Source organism: Leptolyngbya sp. FACHB-8, assembly GCF_014695575.1.
GTDB lineage: Bacteria > Cyanobacteriota > Cyanobacteriia > Elainellales > Elainellaceae > Vacuolonema.
In genome coordinates this window covers 254,142-268,717 of the sequence record NZ_JACJOO010000084.1, presented here as the reverse complement: position 1 = coordinate 268,717, position 14,576 = coordinate 254,142, and the positions used below count along the sequence as shown (strand labels likewise).

13 protein-coding genes are annotated in these 14,576 nt (G+C 49.4%); 8 read left to right on the top strand and 5 right to left on the bottom strand.

The genetic code is table 11. The features are described from left to right. Nucleotides 1-52: 52 nt before the first annotated feature. Together hpxO and H6F91_RS24535 are read right to left on the bottom strand one after the other, a co-directional pair. A complete protein-coding gene (gene hpxO / locus H6F91_RS24540; RefSeq protein WP_190772181.1) occupies nucleotides 53-1,216 on the bottom strand; it encodes an FAD-dependent urate hydroxylase HpxO in 1,164 nt (387 codons plus the stop codon). A 520-nt stretch (nucleotides 1,217-1,736) separates the two neighbouring features. Next, on the bottom strand, nucleotides 1,737-2,237 hold the full coding sequence (locus H6F91_RS24535; RefSeq protein WP_190772182.1) for an orange carotenoid protein N-terminal domain-containing protein: 501 nt from the start codon (nucleotides 2,235-2,237) through the stop codon (nucleotides 1,737-1,739). Nucleotides 2,238-2,394: 157 nt separating this feature from the next. Between H6F91_RS24535 and H6F91_RS24530 the strand changes: the two genes are divergently transcribed. The 3 genes from H6F91_RS24530 to H6F91_RS24520 all read left to right on the top strand — a co-directional run bounded on the left by H6F91_RS24530 (nucleotide 2,395) and on the right by H6F91_RS24520 (nucleotide 7,355). Further along, a complete protein-coding gene (locus tag H6F91_RS24530) occupies nucleotides 2,395-2,817 on the top strand; it encodes a ketosteroid isomerase family protein (protein ID WP_190772183.1) in 423 nt (140 codons plus the stop codon). Nucleotides 2,818-3,280: 463 nt separating this feature from the next. Further along, the gene (locus H6F91_RS24525; RefSeq protein ID WP_190772184.1) at nucleotides 3,281-6,406 is read left to right on the top strand and encodes an AAA family ATPase; all 3,126 of its coding nucleotides are present in this window, start codon (nucleotides 3,281-3,283) and stop codon (nucleotides 6,404-6,406) included. A gap of 499 nt (nucleotides 6,407-6,905) precedes the next feature. Continuing rightward, entirely contained in the window at nucleotides 6,906-7,355 is a 450-nt protein-coding gene (locus tag H6F91_RS24520) for a hypothetical protein (RefSeq protein WP_190772009.1), read from the top strand. 280 nt (nucleotides 7,356-7,635) lie between these two features. On the opposite strand, the gene H6F91_RS24515 is transcribed toward H6F91_RS24520, so the two are convergent. Beyond that, complete coding sequence (locus H6F91_RS24515) at nucleotides 7,636-7,794, bottom strand: hypothetical protein (protein WP_190772008.1); 159 nt, start codon at nucleotides 7,792-7,794, stop codon at nucleotides 7,636-7,638. Nucleotides 7,795-8,593: 799 nt separating this feature from the next. Here H6F91_RS24515 and H6F91_RS24510 point away from each other — a divergent pair. Together H6F91_RS24510 and H6F91_RS24505 are read left to right on the top strand one after the other, a co-directional pair. Further along, entirely contained in the window at nucleotides 8,594-9,172 is a 579-nt protein-coding gene (locus H6F91_RS24510; RefSeq protein WP_190772007.1) for a thioredoxin family protein, read from the top strand. Nucleotides 9,173-9,563: 391 nt separating this feature from the next. Beyond that, nucleotides 9,564-9,824: a hypothetical protein gene (locus H6F91_RS24505; protein WP_190772006.1), complete on the top strand. Its 261-nt coding sequence runs from the start codon at nucleotides 9,564-9,566 to the stop codon at nucleotides 9,822-9,824. A gap of 60 nt (nucleotides 9,825-9,884) precedes the next feature. Here H6F91_RS24505 and H6F91_RS24500 read toward each other — a convergent pair whose 3' ends face one another. After that, on the bottom strand, nucleotides 9,885-10,151 hold the full coding sequence (locus H6F91_RS24500; protein WP_190772005.1) for a Precorrin-3B methylase: 267 nt from the start codon (nucleotides 10,149-10,151) through the stop codon (nucleotides 9,885-9,887). A gap of 356 nt (nucleotides 10,152-10,507) precedes the next feature. On the opposite strand from H6F91_RS24500, the gene H6F91_RS24495 reads away from it, so the two are divergent. From H6F91_RS24495 to H6F91_RS24485, 3 genes are all read left to right on the top strand, one after another. Next, on the top strand, nucleotides 10,508-11,425 hold the full coding sequence (locus tag H6F91_RS24495) for a DUF3891 family protein (RefSeq protein ID WP_199308025.1): 918 nt from the start codon (nucleotides 10,508-10,510) through the stop codon (nucleotides 11,423-11,425). Nucleotides 11,426-11,659: 234 nt separating this feature from the next. Next, nucleotides 11,660-12,748: a hypothetical protein gene (locus H6F91_RS24490; RefSeq protein ID WP_190772004.1), complete on the top strand. Its 1,089-nt coding sequence runs from the start codon at nucleotides 11,660-11,662 to the stop codon at nucleotides 12,746-12,748. 430 nt (nucleotides 12,749-13,178) lie between these two features. After that, nucleotides 13,179-13,568, top strand: coding sequence for a hypothetical protein (locus H6F91_RS24485; protein ID WP_190772036.1), 390 nt, complete (start codon nucleotides 13,179-13,181; stop codon nucleotides 13,566-13,568). 407 nt (nucleotides 13,569-13,975) lie between these two features. On the opposite strand, the gene msrA is transcribed toward H6F91_RS24485, so the two are convergent. Then, entirely contained in the window at nucleotides 13,976-14,452 is a 477-nt protein-coding gene (gene msrA, locus H6F91_RS24480) for a peptide-methionine (S)-S-oxide reductase MsrA (protein WP_190772003.1), read from the bottom strand. Nucleotides 14,453-14,576: the final 124 nt, after the last annotated feature.

The following is a 14,576-nucleotide window of genomic DNA, read 5'->3' as shown; positions in this document are numbered from 1 at the left end:
TATAAATACTGGTGCGTGTAGGAGTGAATTTTATTCACTCCTACACCTATAGCTAACCCAAGGGTCCTGCTAAAATTGTTCGAGAAATAGCTCCCATAATGTTGCTACCGTCTTCGGTTTTTAATTCCTCATACCATTCTTGAGTTTTAGCTGCATCTTTTCCGTGGGTAACATCCGATCGTTTCCGAGCACGAGTCACAATATCTGCGACCCGATCTTTCCGCGCAGCTTCATAGCGTTGTAACGCATCTTCTACACTTAAGTTGGTGGTTTGCAAATAGGTGGTTAGGACTAATGCATCTTCCAATGCTTGACAGCCGCCCTGTCCCAGATCTGGAGTTGTGCTGTGGCCTGCATCGCCCAGAAGTGCAACGCGTCCTTTGACAAGGGTTTGCAGGGGGGGGACATCGTGAATTTCGATGCGGTTTGTTTTGGTTGGATCAAGACGCTGAATGAGAGTTTGTACCGGAGCCGCCCAGCCTTTGAAGAAGCTAAATAATTCCTCTTGATACGTGTCGGGACTGCTAACGGTGCCTTTGGGTAACGGCACATCCAGGAAAAAGTAGAACTGGTCGCTACCCACGGGCATAAGGGAGGCTCGCTTATGTTCACCTACATACAGCACCCAGCTATCTGCTGGAGCCAAATCCTCGCTGATGGAAACCAAACCGTTCCAATTCACATAGCCCGCATACTGCCGTTCCAGGGTTTCCCCCAGAACATAACTCCGCAGGAAGGAGTGAGTCCCATCTGCCGCCACCAATACATCTCCTGTCGCGGTGGAACCATCTTCAAAGATAGCCGTGACAGAATTCTCATCCTGCTCCACCCCTACACATCGGAAGTTAAGCCGTACGTCATCGGCTCCAAAGGCATTCAGCAGCATTCCCTGTAGATCGGTACGGGCAACGGGGTAAGGGCGTTGCCCAACGGTATCAATGAGCGGTTGTAAGCTAAAGCCCGTGAGCAGTTCGCCGTGCATGTCATAGTAGGCCATGCGGTTCATTTGCCCGCCGATGTTGGCGATCGCCTGCCCCAATCCCAACCGATTCAATACCTTTACGCCATTTGACCAGAGGGAAATCCCGGCCCCGGCAGGACGCAGTTCCCGCACGCGATCGTAGACCTCCACCTGATACCCGGCCTGCTTCAAGGCGATGCCTGCGGTCAAGCCACCCATTCCAGCGCCAATAACGATGACTTTGAGGTTATCCAAGACTCCCTCCGCTCCCATGCTGATTGCTTCTGTGAGGATTAAAGCAGAAATTTTTGAGTCCTTCGGTTCAAGGATGACTTCTCATATCATTTCTTATAGCGCTGTGTGGGTTGATTAAGTGCAGTGGTGTGTGGCACTCTTCGTGCCACACACCACTGCACTTAACGCACTTGCATATTGCTATATATGACATCAGCAATTCTCATTTTGAAATCAGGTCCGAAAACCGCGTGCCTTTGGCACGCAGTTTTCAGGCCTCAAAGCCAAGAGTTCACGCCCTACGGGCGTGAACTCTTGGCTTTGATACCCATACTGAGAATTGCTGATATGACATTGCTTGAATAAGCAAAAACAGGATGATGTGGTATTTCGTTCGCATCATTCTGTGTTTGTTGAGCAGGGAGTGCGAAGCGCTCCCTGCTCGTGTCCTAACCCAAATGGCTATTGTGATAAAAGAAAAGGACGCAGCACTTAGCACTGCGTCCTTTTCTTGGGGGTTTAGGGGGCGATCGCCCTCAAATTACAAACCTGTTGCAGGATCGTGCTCAGCGGTGGTGGGGTCAACGCCCATGGGAGCAACGTAATCCCGGAAAACAGTCATTTGCTGCTGGAATTCCAGATTCTTGATTTGGGTGAAGAGATCCTCTGCTTCGGGGCTCAGTTCATAGTCGGCAGGCATTGGAATAATAGTGTTATTGCTCATGCCTACGGCCAGCAGATACCAGAACAGCAACTTGGTAGTGTCGCTGAAAGCACCGTATTCGCGGCTAATCAGGCTGTTCTTCCGCTCGATCAGATCCCGTTGTACTTGCAGTTGCTCTTCACGGGACATCGCCTTCACTTGCTCGAAAAGTGAATCGGCTACGTTGGTGGAAACAGTGCTGGCACCGGGGGCTGCAGGGGTAACAGATTCGCCCATTTCAGTGTAGATATACCAGAACAATGCAAGCTGTTCATCGGTATCTAATTGTTGAAAAGCCTGCACTAAATCAGGGTAGGTATTGGTAGTTGTATAAGACACAATAATTCCTCAATTCGCTGTTGAAAAGTTATCAATTATAGACAAATAGATCACCCCGCCAAGGAAAGAATAAACTGACCTGACTATTGACAGAGTTACTTCGGCATTAAAACTGGGAGGATAATGGTCTTATTCCTTCATTGGTTCCTATTTTCCTATGGACGTGAAATCTGTGAGCGATCGCCCCAACCTCATTGAATTTCCAGATCATCCTGCTCTAACCCATCTCATCAATACCTATTTCGAAACTCTAAATAACCAGGATTTTGATGCGGCCGCTGCACTCTTTGCGCCCTGTGGAATATTATTTCCGCCCTTTGATACAGCGATGGAAGGGCAAGAAGCGATTACAGCCTATCTAAAGGCAGAGGCACGAGGATTACAACTTTTTCCTCAAAATTGTTCGGTTCAGCCAGCAGAATCGGATGGTTATGAATGTCAGGTGACGGGTAAGGTTCAGACCCCAATATTTGCTGTCAATGTGGGTTGGAAATTTCAGGTGAATTCTAATTTCCAAATTGAATCTGCCAGGATTAAGTTATTGGCTTCGATGGAGGAGCTATTGAAACTTAAAGGTTAAGCCAAGAAACTTCAGATCCTTAGGAGATTTCTGCATAAGAATCTACTCGTGATGTGGATGCTTTGCCTGCAAAGCGGGCAAAGCATCCACATCTCGGAGATAATTTTATTATTGGAAATCTCCTTAGATCTGCAAAAACTTGAGGATCTGAAAACTCACTACAAATAATTATTTTTCTAGAAGAATTTTGAATGGTGTTTGAGTACTGTGAAACGTTTCACGGGGAAAGCTTGTTCCTACATAAAGAATTTTCATGGGATCGAGACTTCGTTTGCTTGAACGCAAGATATATAGGCTGAAAATGTTTGAGAAGTAGCTCTACACCATATATTGAGTTTTACCTCATATAGAGAACAATGAAAATCGTCCAAACCCCGATAAAATAAGGCAAAAAATGTCAGAGCGGATGTATTAAAGTTCAGACGTACTGCTAATCTGAGATCACACAGTATCTCTGGTTGGCATGATTCCTCTACAGCTAACCCTAAAAAACTTCTTGAGCTATCGGGATACATCTTTGGATTTCCGAGGGCTGCATATCGCTTGCATTTGTGGAGCGAATGGGGCAGGGAAGTCTTCTTTGTTAGAGGCGATCGCCTGGGCACTCTGGGGGCAGGGACGAGCCAGCACTGACGATGACGTGATCCACCAGGGAGAGTTAGAGGCCCGAGTTGATTTTGTCTTTCAGTGCCAGGAGCAAACTTACCGGGTCATTCGTTCTCGCGTGCGGGGGCAAACGAGTCAGCTAGAGTTTCAAGTGCAGACGAACAACGGGTTTCGTAGCCTCACCGGAAGGGGAATGCGAGCTACCCAACTGTTGATTGTGCAAACCCTACGAATGGATTACGAAACATTCGTCAATTCCGCTTATCTGCGTCAGGGCCGGGCTGATGAGTTCATGCTGAAGCGGCCCGGTGAACGCAAACAAGTGCTAGCCGATCTGCTGCAACTGGATCGCTACGACCAACTGTCTGAGCAGGCCAAGGAACAAGCACGCCAACTGAAAGCTGAAGTGGAATTACTGGAGCGGACGCTAGATAGTCTCAGCACTCAATTAGAGCAAGGGTCACAGTTGGCGATCGCCCACACCAACCTCACCGTTGAACTGGAGCAGTTGCACCAGCAGCAAGCCCACGACCAGGAGGTTCTGCAGCAACTTCAACACGTTCGTCAACAACGGCAGGGTTGGAGGCAGCAATTGGGCCTGTTACAACAACAGCAGCAATTGCTTCATCAAGATTGCCAGCGTTTAACGCAAGAACAACACCAGATTCGCCAGCAGCAAAAAGCCTTAGAAGCGGTGCTTCAGCAAGCGGAGGCGATCGCCGTCGGATGTGAGGAGTATTACCGTCTGCTGGCTGAGGAGGAAAGCCAATCTGCTAAGTTTCACGCCCATCAGGCGGCAACGGCGCAATTACAAACGCTTCAATCCCAGCTCCAGGCCCATGTGTCGACTCTCCAGGATAAGCAGCGTACTCTTCAGGTTCAGCAGGAAAACCTGCAGCAACAATTGGAAGAGGTCAACCATACTCTGCGAAAGTCGGGAGATGTGGAGACTGCTTTAGGGCACTTGCAACGGGCACGCGATCGCCTCGCGGCTCTCGACCAGCAGCAGGTCGAGGCGGCTCCGCTATTACAGCGACGGCAGCACATTCAGGCGGATCTCGACCGCCTCCAGACCCGCATGGGGGCTCGTTTAGAGGAATTACGTACCGCCACCCAGGAGCTTCAACAGCAGCAGCAACGTCAACCCCATTTGCGTCAGGCCGTGCTCGAAATTTCCACGTCGATTGCTTATTTAGAGCAACGCCGCTACTACCAGCAACAGGTGCGGGAAAAAGGCGTGGAGCGACGCAACTTTTTAGAACGGCTTCAGGAGCGACAACGTAAATATGAAGCCCATTTGGCGGAACTGGCCCACAAAATTGCCATGTTGGAGCATGGGGAACATGGAAGCCACGCTCAAGATGCGACGGCCCACGCAGAAGTCATGTCGGTTGGGGTACGTGAAGGAGGTGGGCATTATGCAGAGCAGGTAGTGGAAGAGGCCGAATTTCCTCCCTGCCCGTTGTGCGATCGCCCCCTCGATGAGCACCACTGGGCGCTGGTGCTGGAGCGCTACTACATGGAACAACAGGATATCCAGCAACAAATTTGGGTGCTGAGAGAGCAGCTCACCACTTCAGATCGAGAAATTCAACTGCTGCGTCAGGAATATCGGGAACTGGAGCAAGAGTTGGCGCAATACGCAATTGTTCTGGAACGGCGGGGACAATTGCAACAGCAGCTTCAGGGTGCCTCGGAGGGGCAGACCCGGTTGCAGCAGCTTTTGCAGGAGCAGGCTGTACTGGAATCTGCTCTCCAGCACCAGCAGTATGCGCCTGAGTTACAGGAGGAGTTGGCGCTGCTGGATACCACCCTGGCCCAACTCAACTATGACGACAAAAACCATGCCTTAGCACGGGGTGAGGTTGATCGCTGGCGGTGGGCTGAAATTCGTCAGGCCGAACTGAAACAGGCAGAACGGCGACGATCGCATCTTCTCCAACGCTTGCCCGATCTAGAGGTACAGCAAGCCGAGATTCAGCGGCAACTGGCTGCGATCGCCACTGCTCCTTTACAGCAGGAGATTCGGCAGTTGGAGGAACAGATTGTTGCGATCGCCTACAATCTGGATCACCACACCGCTCTCCGTCAAGCTCTACGGCAGGCTCAACAGTGGCCCCTCCGTCAACAGGAGTTGGCCCAAGCTCAACAGCAATACCCCCAACTGGCGCAACGCTTGCAAGACCTGGAAGGGTTGATTCGGGAGCGCTATCAAGGCCTGGAGGTGCTAACCGATCAAGTAGAGGCGTTAACCCACCAGTTAGAGCAACAGCCCGATCCGGAACCCGCGATTTACATGATGGAGGGGCAGCTACAACAACGACGTCAACAACTGGATGACCAGATCGCTCAGATTGGGCGGTTGCAGCAGCAACAGCAGCACCTGGAAACGCTGAAAACCCAGCAGATTGAGCAAACTCATCGCTTACAAGCGTCGCGTCGTCAGTTGCGGGTCTATCAAGAACTGGCGCAAGCGTTTGGTAAGAACGGTATCCAGGCGCTCATGATTGAGAACGTGCTGCCCCAATTAGAGGCGGAGGCGAATCAAATTCTGGGGCGACTCAGCAACCACCAATTGCATGTGCAGTTTGTTACGCAACGCAGTCGTAAGGGCAGTAACCGCAAAGCGATTCGTCTGATCGACACACTCGATATTCTCATTGCTGACGCTCGAGGAACTCGCCCCTACGAAACCTATTCGGGTGGTGAGGCCTTTCGGATTAATTTTGCGATCCGCCTGGCGTTGGCCCGCTTGTTAGCGTTACGTTCGGGGATGGCACTGCAATTGCTGATTGTGGATGAAGGGTTTGGCACTCAGGATGAGGCAGGGTGCGATCGCCTCATCTCTGCGATACAGGCAATCGCTGATGACTTTGCCTGCATCCTCACGGTCACCCACATGCCGCGGTTGAAGGAGGCTTTCCAGACGCGTATTGAGGTGAACAAGACTATAGACGGGTCAAAGGTATCTCTTGTGGTGTAAGCAATTCTGTTTGAGGGCTTGAAATATAGCCTGACGCAATCTGCAACATGCTCGCCATTTTCCCAGCAATTCTCAGTATGGGCCTCAAAGCCAAGAGTTCACGCCCTACGGGCGTGAACTCTTGGCTTTGAGGCCCGAAAACCGCGCGCCGAAGGCGCGCGGTTTTCGGGCCTGATTTCAAAATGAGAATTGCTGCCATTTTCCCAAGTCCTTGATTTTGCCGAACATTTGTCACTGATGAAGTGCTCGTTTTTGCGTAATTTTTTGTGTGGAAAAGAATGAGAATCAACGTTTCGTACATTCTCTAAACTGTTCATAAGCGATAGACTTTAGACCGACACGGTTATGCCTGTAACCGTGGGTAACTGTATTGAGGGTTACATCGGGTTAAGCACACTCTCTGCTGCCCTCCCTACAATGTAAGTTGCCCAGGGTGATTCATGGCTGTACCGCGTTGGCGGTTCAGGTTGGTTCTCGCGCTCTTTTTACTGATCGGGTTATGGTGTATTCAATTGTGCGGCAATCTCAATGGGCGATCGCAGTTTTTTGTACCCTTCTGGCTGTGGGGTGTAGTGATAATCGTGCAGCACAATGCAACCGTCTGACGGAGGTTACCAACAAAACTGTGGGCGAGGTTCAGACCATCGTAAGTGCTGGGAATCAACCCAATGCTGAGGCGTTGGAAAGAGTAGCCGGTAGCTTTGATCGAGGGCGGCAAGAAATGGCAGCCATTTCTCTATCAGATGAGGAATTAGAATCATTTCAGCAACGGTTTGTCGACCTCTATGGGGATGTGAGTACATCGGCCCGTACCCTGGCTGAAGCTCTCAATGCACAAGATTTTACAGCCGCTCAAAAGGCCCGCAGCGAGTTTCAATCTGCAACAGAACGAGAGGCTCCTCTGGTTCAGGATGTGAATGCGTACTGCGGAGAAACCGCTACACCTTAGGATCGTGAATTTAATAGAACCCCATTTTTTAAAAAGCTTCACGTAGTCGAGCTTTCTAAAAAATGGGGTTCTATTTTGTCCGAGCTCTTTAGCGGAATAAAAATTATCGGGCGCGGAATATAAAACACGCCCGATTCCTTTTGTACTTAACGTACTGATATGCTGCGATAGTGCCAAAAACTACTGAAGAAAGCGGAGGCGTTTGTATCTCGTGTCCAGAAATACAAACGATTCACTTTTAAGTAGTTTTTTGTATGTTGAGCGTTATTCTGTGTACGCGTTAACTTTCGACTTGATGCCCACGCTTTTTCAATGCAGACAGCATTTGCTTGCGAACAGCAATTGCCCAAACATCAAAGTTTTGAGAGGGCAGGGCAATGCCTACGGTGGTTCCAATCATTTCACTATTGGTTTTTTTCTCCATCTGCTGTTGCTCCATCGCTTCTACCTCTCGTTGTAAACCTGTTGACAACACTGGACTGCGATCAGACGACTTGCCAGGCTACCTTTCCTTAGAAATGGGAGCCTAATTCTTCTATCTTTATTGGTCTCCGGCCTATACCCAGTAAAACTCTGAGCTTGCTCTATGAAGAGAAATGCTCAGGTTGCCTTAGCTCAGCTCGCTATTTGGATTAGGGATACGTATTCTACATATAACGAATTACACTCAGTCTGTCTCCTAGTCTTATGCAGAACAAGCATAATTTCTTGCATAAGCTTCATGGGACTAGAACGTAAGATTTTGTTTTTGAAGCTTTACTTTTTAGCGCCCTAGATATCCACGTAATGGCTTTAGACCCATCATCCTAAAGATAGATGTTATACCGTTTTATATGGAGCTTCATATTGGTTTGGTATAAGGGCTAAATTGATAGAACGTTTGCGATCGCCTATACAGATCATAAAAAACTTTAGTTTAATATTTGGTGTCTCTTTCCCAATTTTCTGGATCAGCGAGCTGATAAATTGCTAAAGATAGCTCTGCGGCTTTGCCTCATGTCTATTTCCAGAGCATCAGGATTTACGCAAGTCCGCTATATCTAGAGCATTTATGTTGTAGTTGAGGTGCGAAGCACCCCAACTACAACATAAACACGTCAGTTCTGAGCATGTTTTAACACTGGCTGAAAGAGGCACTTTTTCGCAGGATTGTGCAGCATTTGGGGTTCTAGGTTTAATTGAGTTGAGCTGCTTATATAGGGTAAGAAGAAATCAACGTTTTTACAGGAGCGCTATTTATGGCACTAACCGCCTCAACCATGTTGCCCCTTGGCACTGCTGCCCCTGATTTTCAGTTGCCGGATGTTGTGACTGGTGAGACTGTTTCCTTGGAAACCTTTGCAGGAAAACCTGCCCTTCTGGTCATCTTTCTGTGTCGGCACTGCCCCTTTGTGAAACACGTTCAGCAGGAGTTCTCCCGCTTAGGCAAGGATTATGCTTCAAAGGCCGCTATTGTGGCTATCAGCGCGAATGATGTTTCTGGCTACCCAGATGATTCTCCGGAAAACTTGAAGCAGATGGCCCAGGAGCTTGAGTACACTTTCCCGGTGCTTTATGATGCCAGCCAGGATGTCGCCAAAGCTTACACGGCTGCTTGTACGCCGGATTTCTTCTTGTTTGATAGCGATCGCCATCTCGTCTATCGGGGGCAATTAGACGACAGCCGCCCCAGTAATGGTCTTCCTGTCGATGGCCGTGATCTTCGCGCGGCCCTGGATGCAGTGCTAGCCGGACAACCCATCCCTGCGGAGCAAAAGCCCAGCATTGGCTGCAACATCAAATGGAAGCCCGGAAATGAGCCGGCTTATTTTGGGTAAACTCACAGATCGTCTTGATCCAAAACTAAACAAAACCTCTTTTTTGTCGTTACACAGCAACGGTAAAAAAGAGGTTCGTTGATTTTAAGTGTGGTGAATTTCACTCACCACACTTGAAATCAATCGTTAATAGCGCGACGCGCTTAAACCAGGAAGGTTATGTTTGAAAAGCCTTACTGAGCGTCGCTTTTCAAACATAACTTGTCCTAAGGGCTTAGCAAATAGAATCCGGAGAGTGGGCTTCACCCGCCCACTTTCCGGATTCTATTTGACAGCAAGTTCCTGGTTGTATCTGTAGAGGTGGAGCAGCTAGTCAGGCCATTACGAATCCTAATAATGGCTGGGTGCGGGTCGTGGTAATCTCGACGGTAGTTTTTATATGCGATCGCCCATGGGTACTCAGTCAACGGCTAAAACTATTTTCCTGCTCGCATCGATGGTGGGCTGGCTCATTGTAGGGGCTGCGCTGATGTATCTCTTTCCCCTCATGGCGGATCAGTTTGTCGCTTCCGAGTTAACCCATCGGTGGATGGAAACGCTGGGCCGAAGTGGCTACGATCCGATGCTGGCCTGGGTGGGTGGAGGAAGCGCCCTGACATTGACTGTGGCAGGCAATATCCTCTGGTATCAACGCTTTGAAGGCAAACTTTAGCGTATGACTGCAAAAAGAGCGTGGCTCTCTTTGCAGTCCATCCAACCCAATTTGACACCGCTACTTTGCCTTGCGCTTCGATTGAGGGGGTGTGCGATGGGGACCAAAGTATTTTTCGCTGCGATAGCGGAGCCAGATGCGTAGTTGCTGAGGAATTTGATCTTTTTGTTCCTTAGTAAGGGTGTTGTAGAGGGCCAAAGCTTTTTCGCGTTCTCCCCGGCAGGCCGCATTATTGTGGGCATCCCAATAGCTGCGGGCTACCCGAATCCGCCGGCACACCTCCTTAACGAGGGCTTCTCCGGTAAGTGGTTTTTCTTCCTTAGCCATACTTTTATCCGTACGTACTCCCCTTATCCTAATCATTAGTTCGGACAGTTTTTCTGAAACCGTTGATTTTGCGTGCGCTTCGCGCACGCAAAATCAACGGTTTCAGAAAAACTGTCCAGAGTATTGCTAATAAAACCTCAGTTCGGGTTATAGGTCTTTTTAAGAGCTATGCATCGCGCGGCCCTCAGAAAGACGTATAACCTATGCGGTTAGTAGGCAGTTAATAAAAAGTTGACGCAGCCTGGGCACAACACTAGCCCCTGGCATGAAGGCATTCACCTGTAAACCATTTAGCCTTGAAAAGGCTGGGATCAATCGATTGTTTCTAGTTGAAATAATCAGTTCCACTGTAAACGATGCAAACCCCGCCAATTCCAAGGGCTGGGAATCTGGCTGGAGGGCGATCGCCCAAATCATTCCCCACCTCAGCTACTGCTCAAGCCCTATCCGCCTATCAAGTATTGCTCAGCAGGACAGCCATGTTGTATCGCACCATTGGTTCGGAGCGCATTTGTATCACCCAACCCACTCATGCCTGGGTTTCAGGGCAACTAGCCCAGGTTTGGGGAAATGAGAGCTTTGGCCCGGTTTCACCTTACGAAGCGGTTTGTTTAGGGGCAGAACAGCATGATATTGGTTGGCTTCCCTGGGAAGCGTCTCCAACCTTTAACCCGGAAACAGGTTATCCCCACAGCTTTATGGAAGTCGCACCCGCAGTGCATACTCAACTGTGGGCTGGGGCTAAACATCTGGTCATGCCGATGGGGCGTTATGCCGCATTACTCGTGTCGCTTCATGGAACAGGCTTATATGAGCGCTTCACCCACTGGAAACAATCACCAGAATCGACTCAAATTGTCGAAGCCTTCTTGCAACAAGAAAAAGCATTTCAGCAGGAGTTGATTCAGCAATTGGGGCAGGATCCGGCCTACACACTCTACGTGAAACCGGAGACGATCGCCCACAATCAACGCCTCGTAGCAACTCTCGATGCCTTGTCACTGGCTATCTGTATGGGAGTCACGCAACAACAGGAGTTTGCGGATGTCCCCATCCCAATGGGACGTACGGTTCTGACTCTGGCTCCCATGAATGGAGACCCTACCCAACTTCAGGTAGAGCCATGGTGTTTTCAGACGGAGCAAGTGACCGTTGTATTTGAAGGACGGATTCTGGGGGAGAAGACACCCGATGAGCAGACGATGCGCGATCGCTTGGCTACAGCTCCCTGGGTTACGCTGACAGCGACCTTGCACCCCTTCTCATTCGGGTAAGACGTGTGGCCATATTCCACGCGTCTTACCCGAATGATAAACGCTGTCAGCCCAAGTCAGGGCTAGTTTTCCCGGTCTGTAAACACAAGAAATAACCGTCTAGCAAGATATGCTGTAGCTAATTTTGTAACAACGCCCGGTTCACCCCTAACCAGCCATTAGGGTAAGAGAGTAAGTTTCTGAAGTCCTCACGGCTGATTGGTGGAAATTATGGTTCGTCTGCAATCTATGAGAATGAAAAAGCCCCAGAAAGTTTTGACGATCGCCCTGATGAGCATGATGATGTTTGGCGGCGTATCCCAAACTCTTTCTCAAACCGTTGCGATCGCTGCCACGCCATCAGATGGTGTGACTATGGCTCAAGCGCGGCGTTCCCCCTCCTCCTCCTTGCCCCGGCAGGTCGCTCGACGCATTCAGCGGGATGCGTCTCGCCGTTTCGACCTGCACCCGCGGGATGTCCAAATTCTCAGTGCTACTCGCGAAACCTGGCCCGATGCATGCCTAGGTTTGGCCGCCCCTAATGAGCGTTGCATGATGGCCCTGGTTGAGGGATGGCGCGTAACCCTGACAGATGGGCAACAAACCTGGGTGTACCGCACTGACTTGCAGGCACGCCAGATCAAGATGGAAGGCGAGAACAGCGCTGAGTTACCCCCCCAAGTTGTAGACCGCCTGTTTACGACGATCGCTCAGCAGGCCAATGTTCCTGCTAACACCCTACGAGTGATTGAGTCCGAGCCAAAAACCTTTGATGGTTGCATGGGTATTTTCAATCCGGGCCAGGCCTGCACGCGGATTGCCATCTCGGGATATCGGGTGATTGTGATGGGCGATCGCCAAAGCTGGGTCTACCACGTTGACCAGGAAGGCTCACGCATCGTGCAGAATATAACCGCCAGTGGCAGTGGCGTCAGCATTACACCATCGTTTATTCCGGCGGAGGGACAACTTCCTCTGCCCAGCACTGACGTCGTTTTCAAAATGATGGTATCGGGTGGCTTGCGCGGTGATACGACGGAAACTTTCCTCACTCAGGATGGTGTTTTGTCTCGCACGACTACCAATGGGATCAACTCATCAGTGCCCCGAACGACGGTCATTAAGCGCCTTACACCCCAGCAAGTGCAGCAGTTTCAACAACTTCTTAGCCAGCAAAAAGTTCCTAACTTGAATGGGATGCGCTACCTGACCTCTGCGGCTTTGGCCGATTATCCAACAACGACGATACAGGCTATGAACAGTACCGTGTCGTATATTGACCTGGAAGAAAGCAGCCTGCCTCAAGCTTTGCAAACTGTTATCCAAGCTTGGGAACGGCTGTAAGAGGCTATCAGATAGTCTCAATATCGCCAATTTGTAATACCCTATAACAGCGTATTCAATCAGGAAGTCGTCGTTCTCAAAGAACGGCGACTTTTTATATAGCACTACGCGCTCAGCCAATATAGCCCTGGCCCCGTTAGTGAGGGCATCAGAAGCTATTGAAGGCATTGCCTTCAATAGCTTCTGATGCCCTCACTAACCATTTGATAGCAATACCTTCACCAATTTTCTCAAGCCCTTAATTTTGCATGTACGTTGTGGACGTAAAACCAAGGGCTTGAGAAAATTGGTGAGCATGTTGGTGTATGTAAAAAGACAGTCTTTGGTGGTTAGTACAATCGAACTATGGCAGGCCCTGAGATAGACGTCATCCCTCACATTTAGCTTCTATAACGGAGGAAGCGCGATGATGAGAAATGGAGCTGTTGACATGTTAGAAGAACTGCAAAAGAGTGCCATGATGGCGCATCTGCTCGATGCCCTGGAGGATGGTACAGACATTGGGCATTATGGGCGGCTAACCTTCGCCATGGTGGCGCGGCATTTTCTGGATGAAGACGAAGTGATAGCGTACTTGCAAAAAGACCCCGGCATGGGTGAAACGGAAGCTCGGGCGCTGGTGTTGCAAGTGCAAGGAAAAGACTACAATCCACCGAAGCGCGATCGCATTCTGGAATGGCAACAACAACAGGAATTCCCCATTTGTCCAACACCGGATGATCCAGATTCCTGCAATGTTTACCGTGAATTACAATTCCCAGAGCATGTTTACGAACACATCTCGGGTTATTACGAACAAAAAGCTGGGAATGCTTCCTGATACGAAATTTGAATCACAACGGCAGATGACTTGGAAAACTCTGACATAGGGTCACATGATCATTTGTTTTTATAGAAACCGTGAATTTATAGGCGGATCACGTGTAATACAAACTCCGGCTGAGTAGCGGCAACCTTCAATTTAGGACAAAGAGAGAGCAGCCTGCTCCCTCTTTGTCCTCACCGAATGGCTATAGCCTCATACAGCAATTTGATTAAATATGGCAGGTAATGTGTGGTACGACATGCATACTACCAGATGTACTTAGGAGATTTCCAGTAATGAAATTACCCCCAGAATGTTGGTGCTTTGCCCGCGAAGCGGGCAAAGCACCAACATTCTGGGTAAATTCTTATGCAGAAACCTCATTAATCAAATTGGACATTGCAAATTCATTGTTGTGTGGCTCAGTCTTTTATTGCAGACTGCTGCATGCGCTTCTTCTCGAAATATTTTTGATGTTCTTCTGTTGCGAACCAGTACTGAGATGCGGGTTGAATTTGCGTCACAATAGGTTTGCTGTACTGACCAGAGCGATCGCGCTCTGCCTTTGAGCTTCGAGCTTGCCGCTCCTGCTCGGGCGTGTGGTAGAAGATGACAGAACGATACTGTTCTCCCCGATCAGCTCCCTGGCGATTTAGGCTGGTGGGATCATGAATGCGCCAGAACGTATTGAGAAGCTCGTCGTATTGAACAATGGATGGATTGTATTCGACCTGGCACACTTCAGCATGTCCAGTAATCCGTGACAGTACATCAAGATAACTGGGATGCTCGAAGTGCCCGCCCATATAGCCAACCGAAGTAGACACTACTCCATTGATTTGACAAAAGGCGGCTTCAACACCCCAAAAACATCCGGCCCCAAACGTTGCTTTTTCCATTGTTCTGCTGCTCCTCCTATTAGGCCACCACAAGGATTTTGACAGATCCCAAACTTGGTGTGGTGAAGTACTAAGGCTCTAGTATGCTGAGGCGTAAATGTATCACCTATTTTTTGTGTGGGGT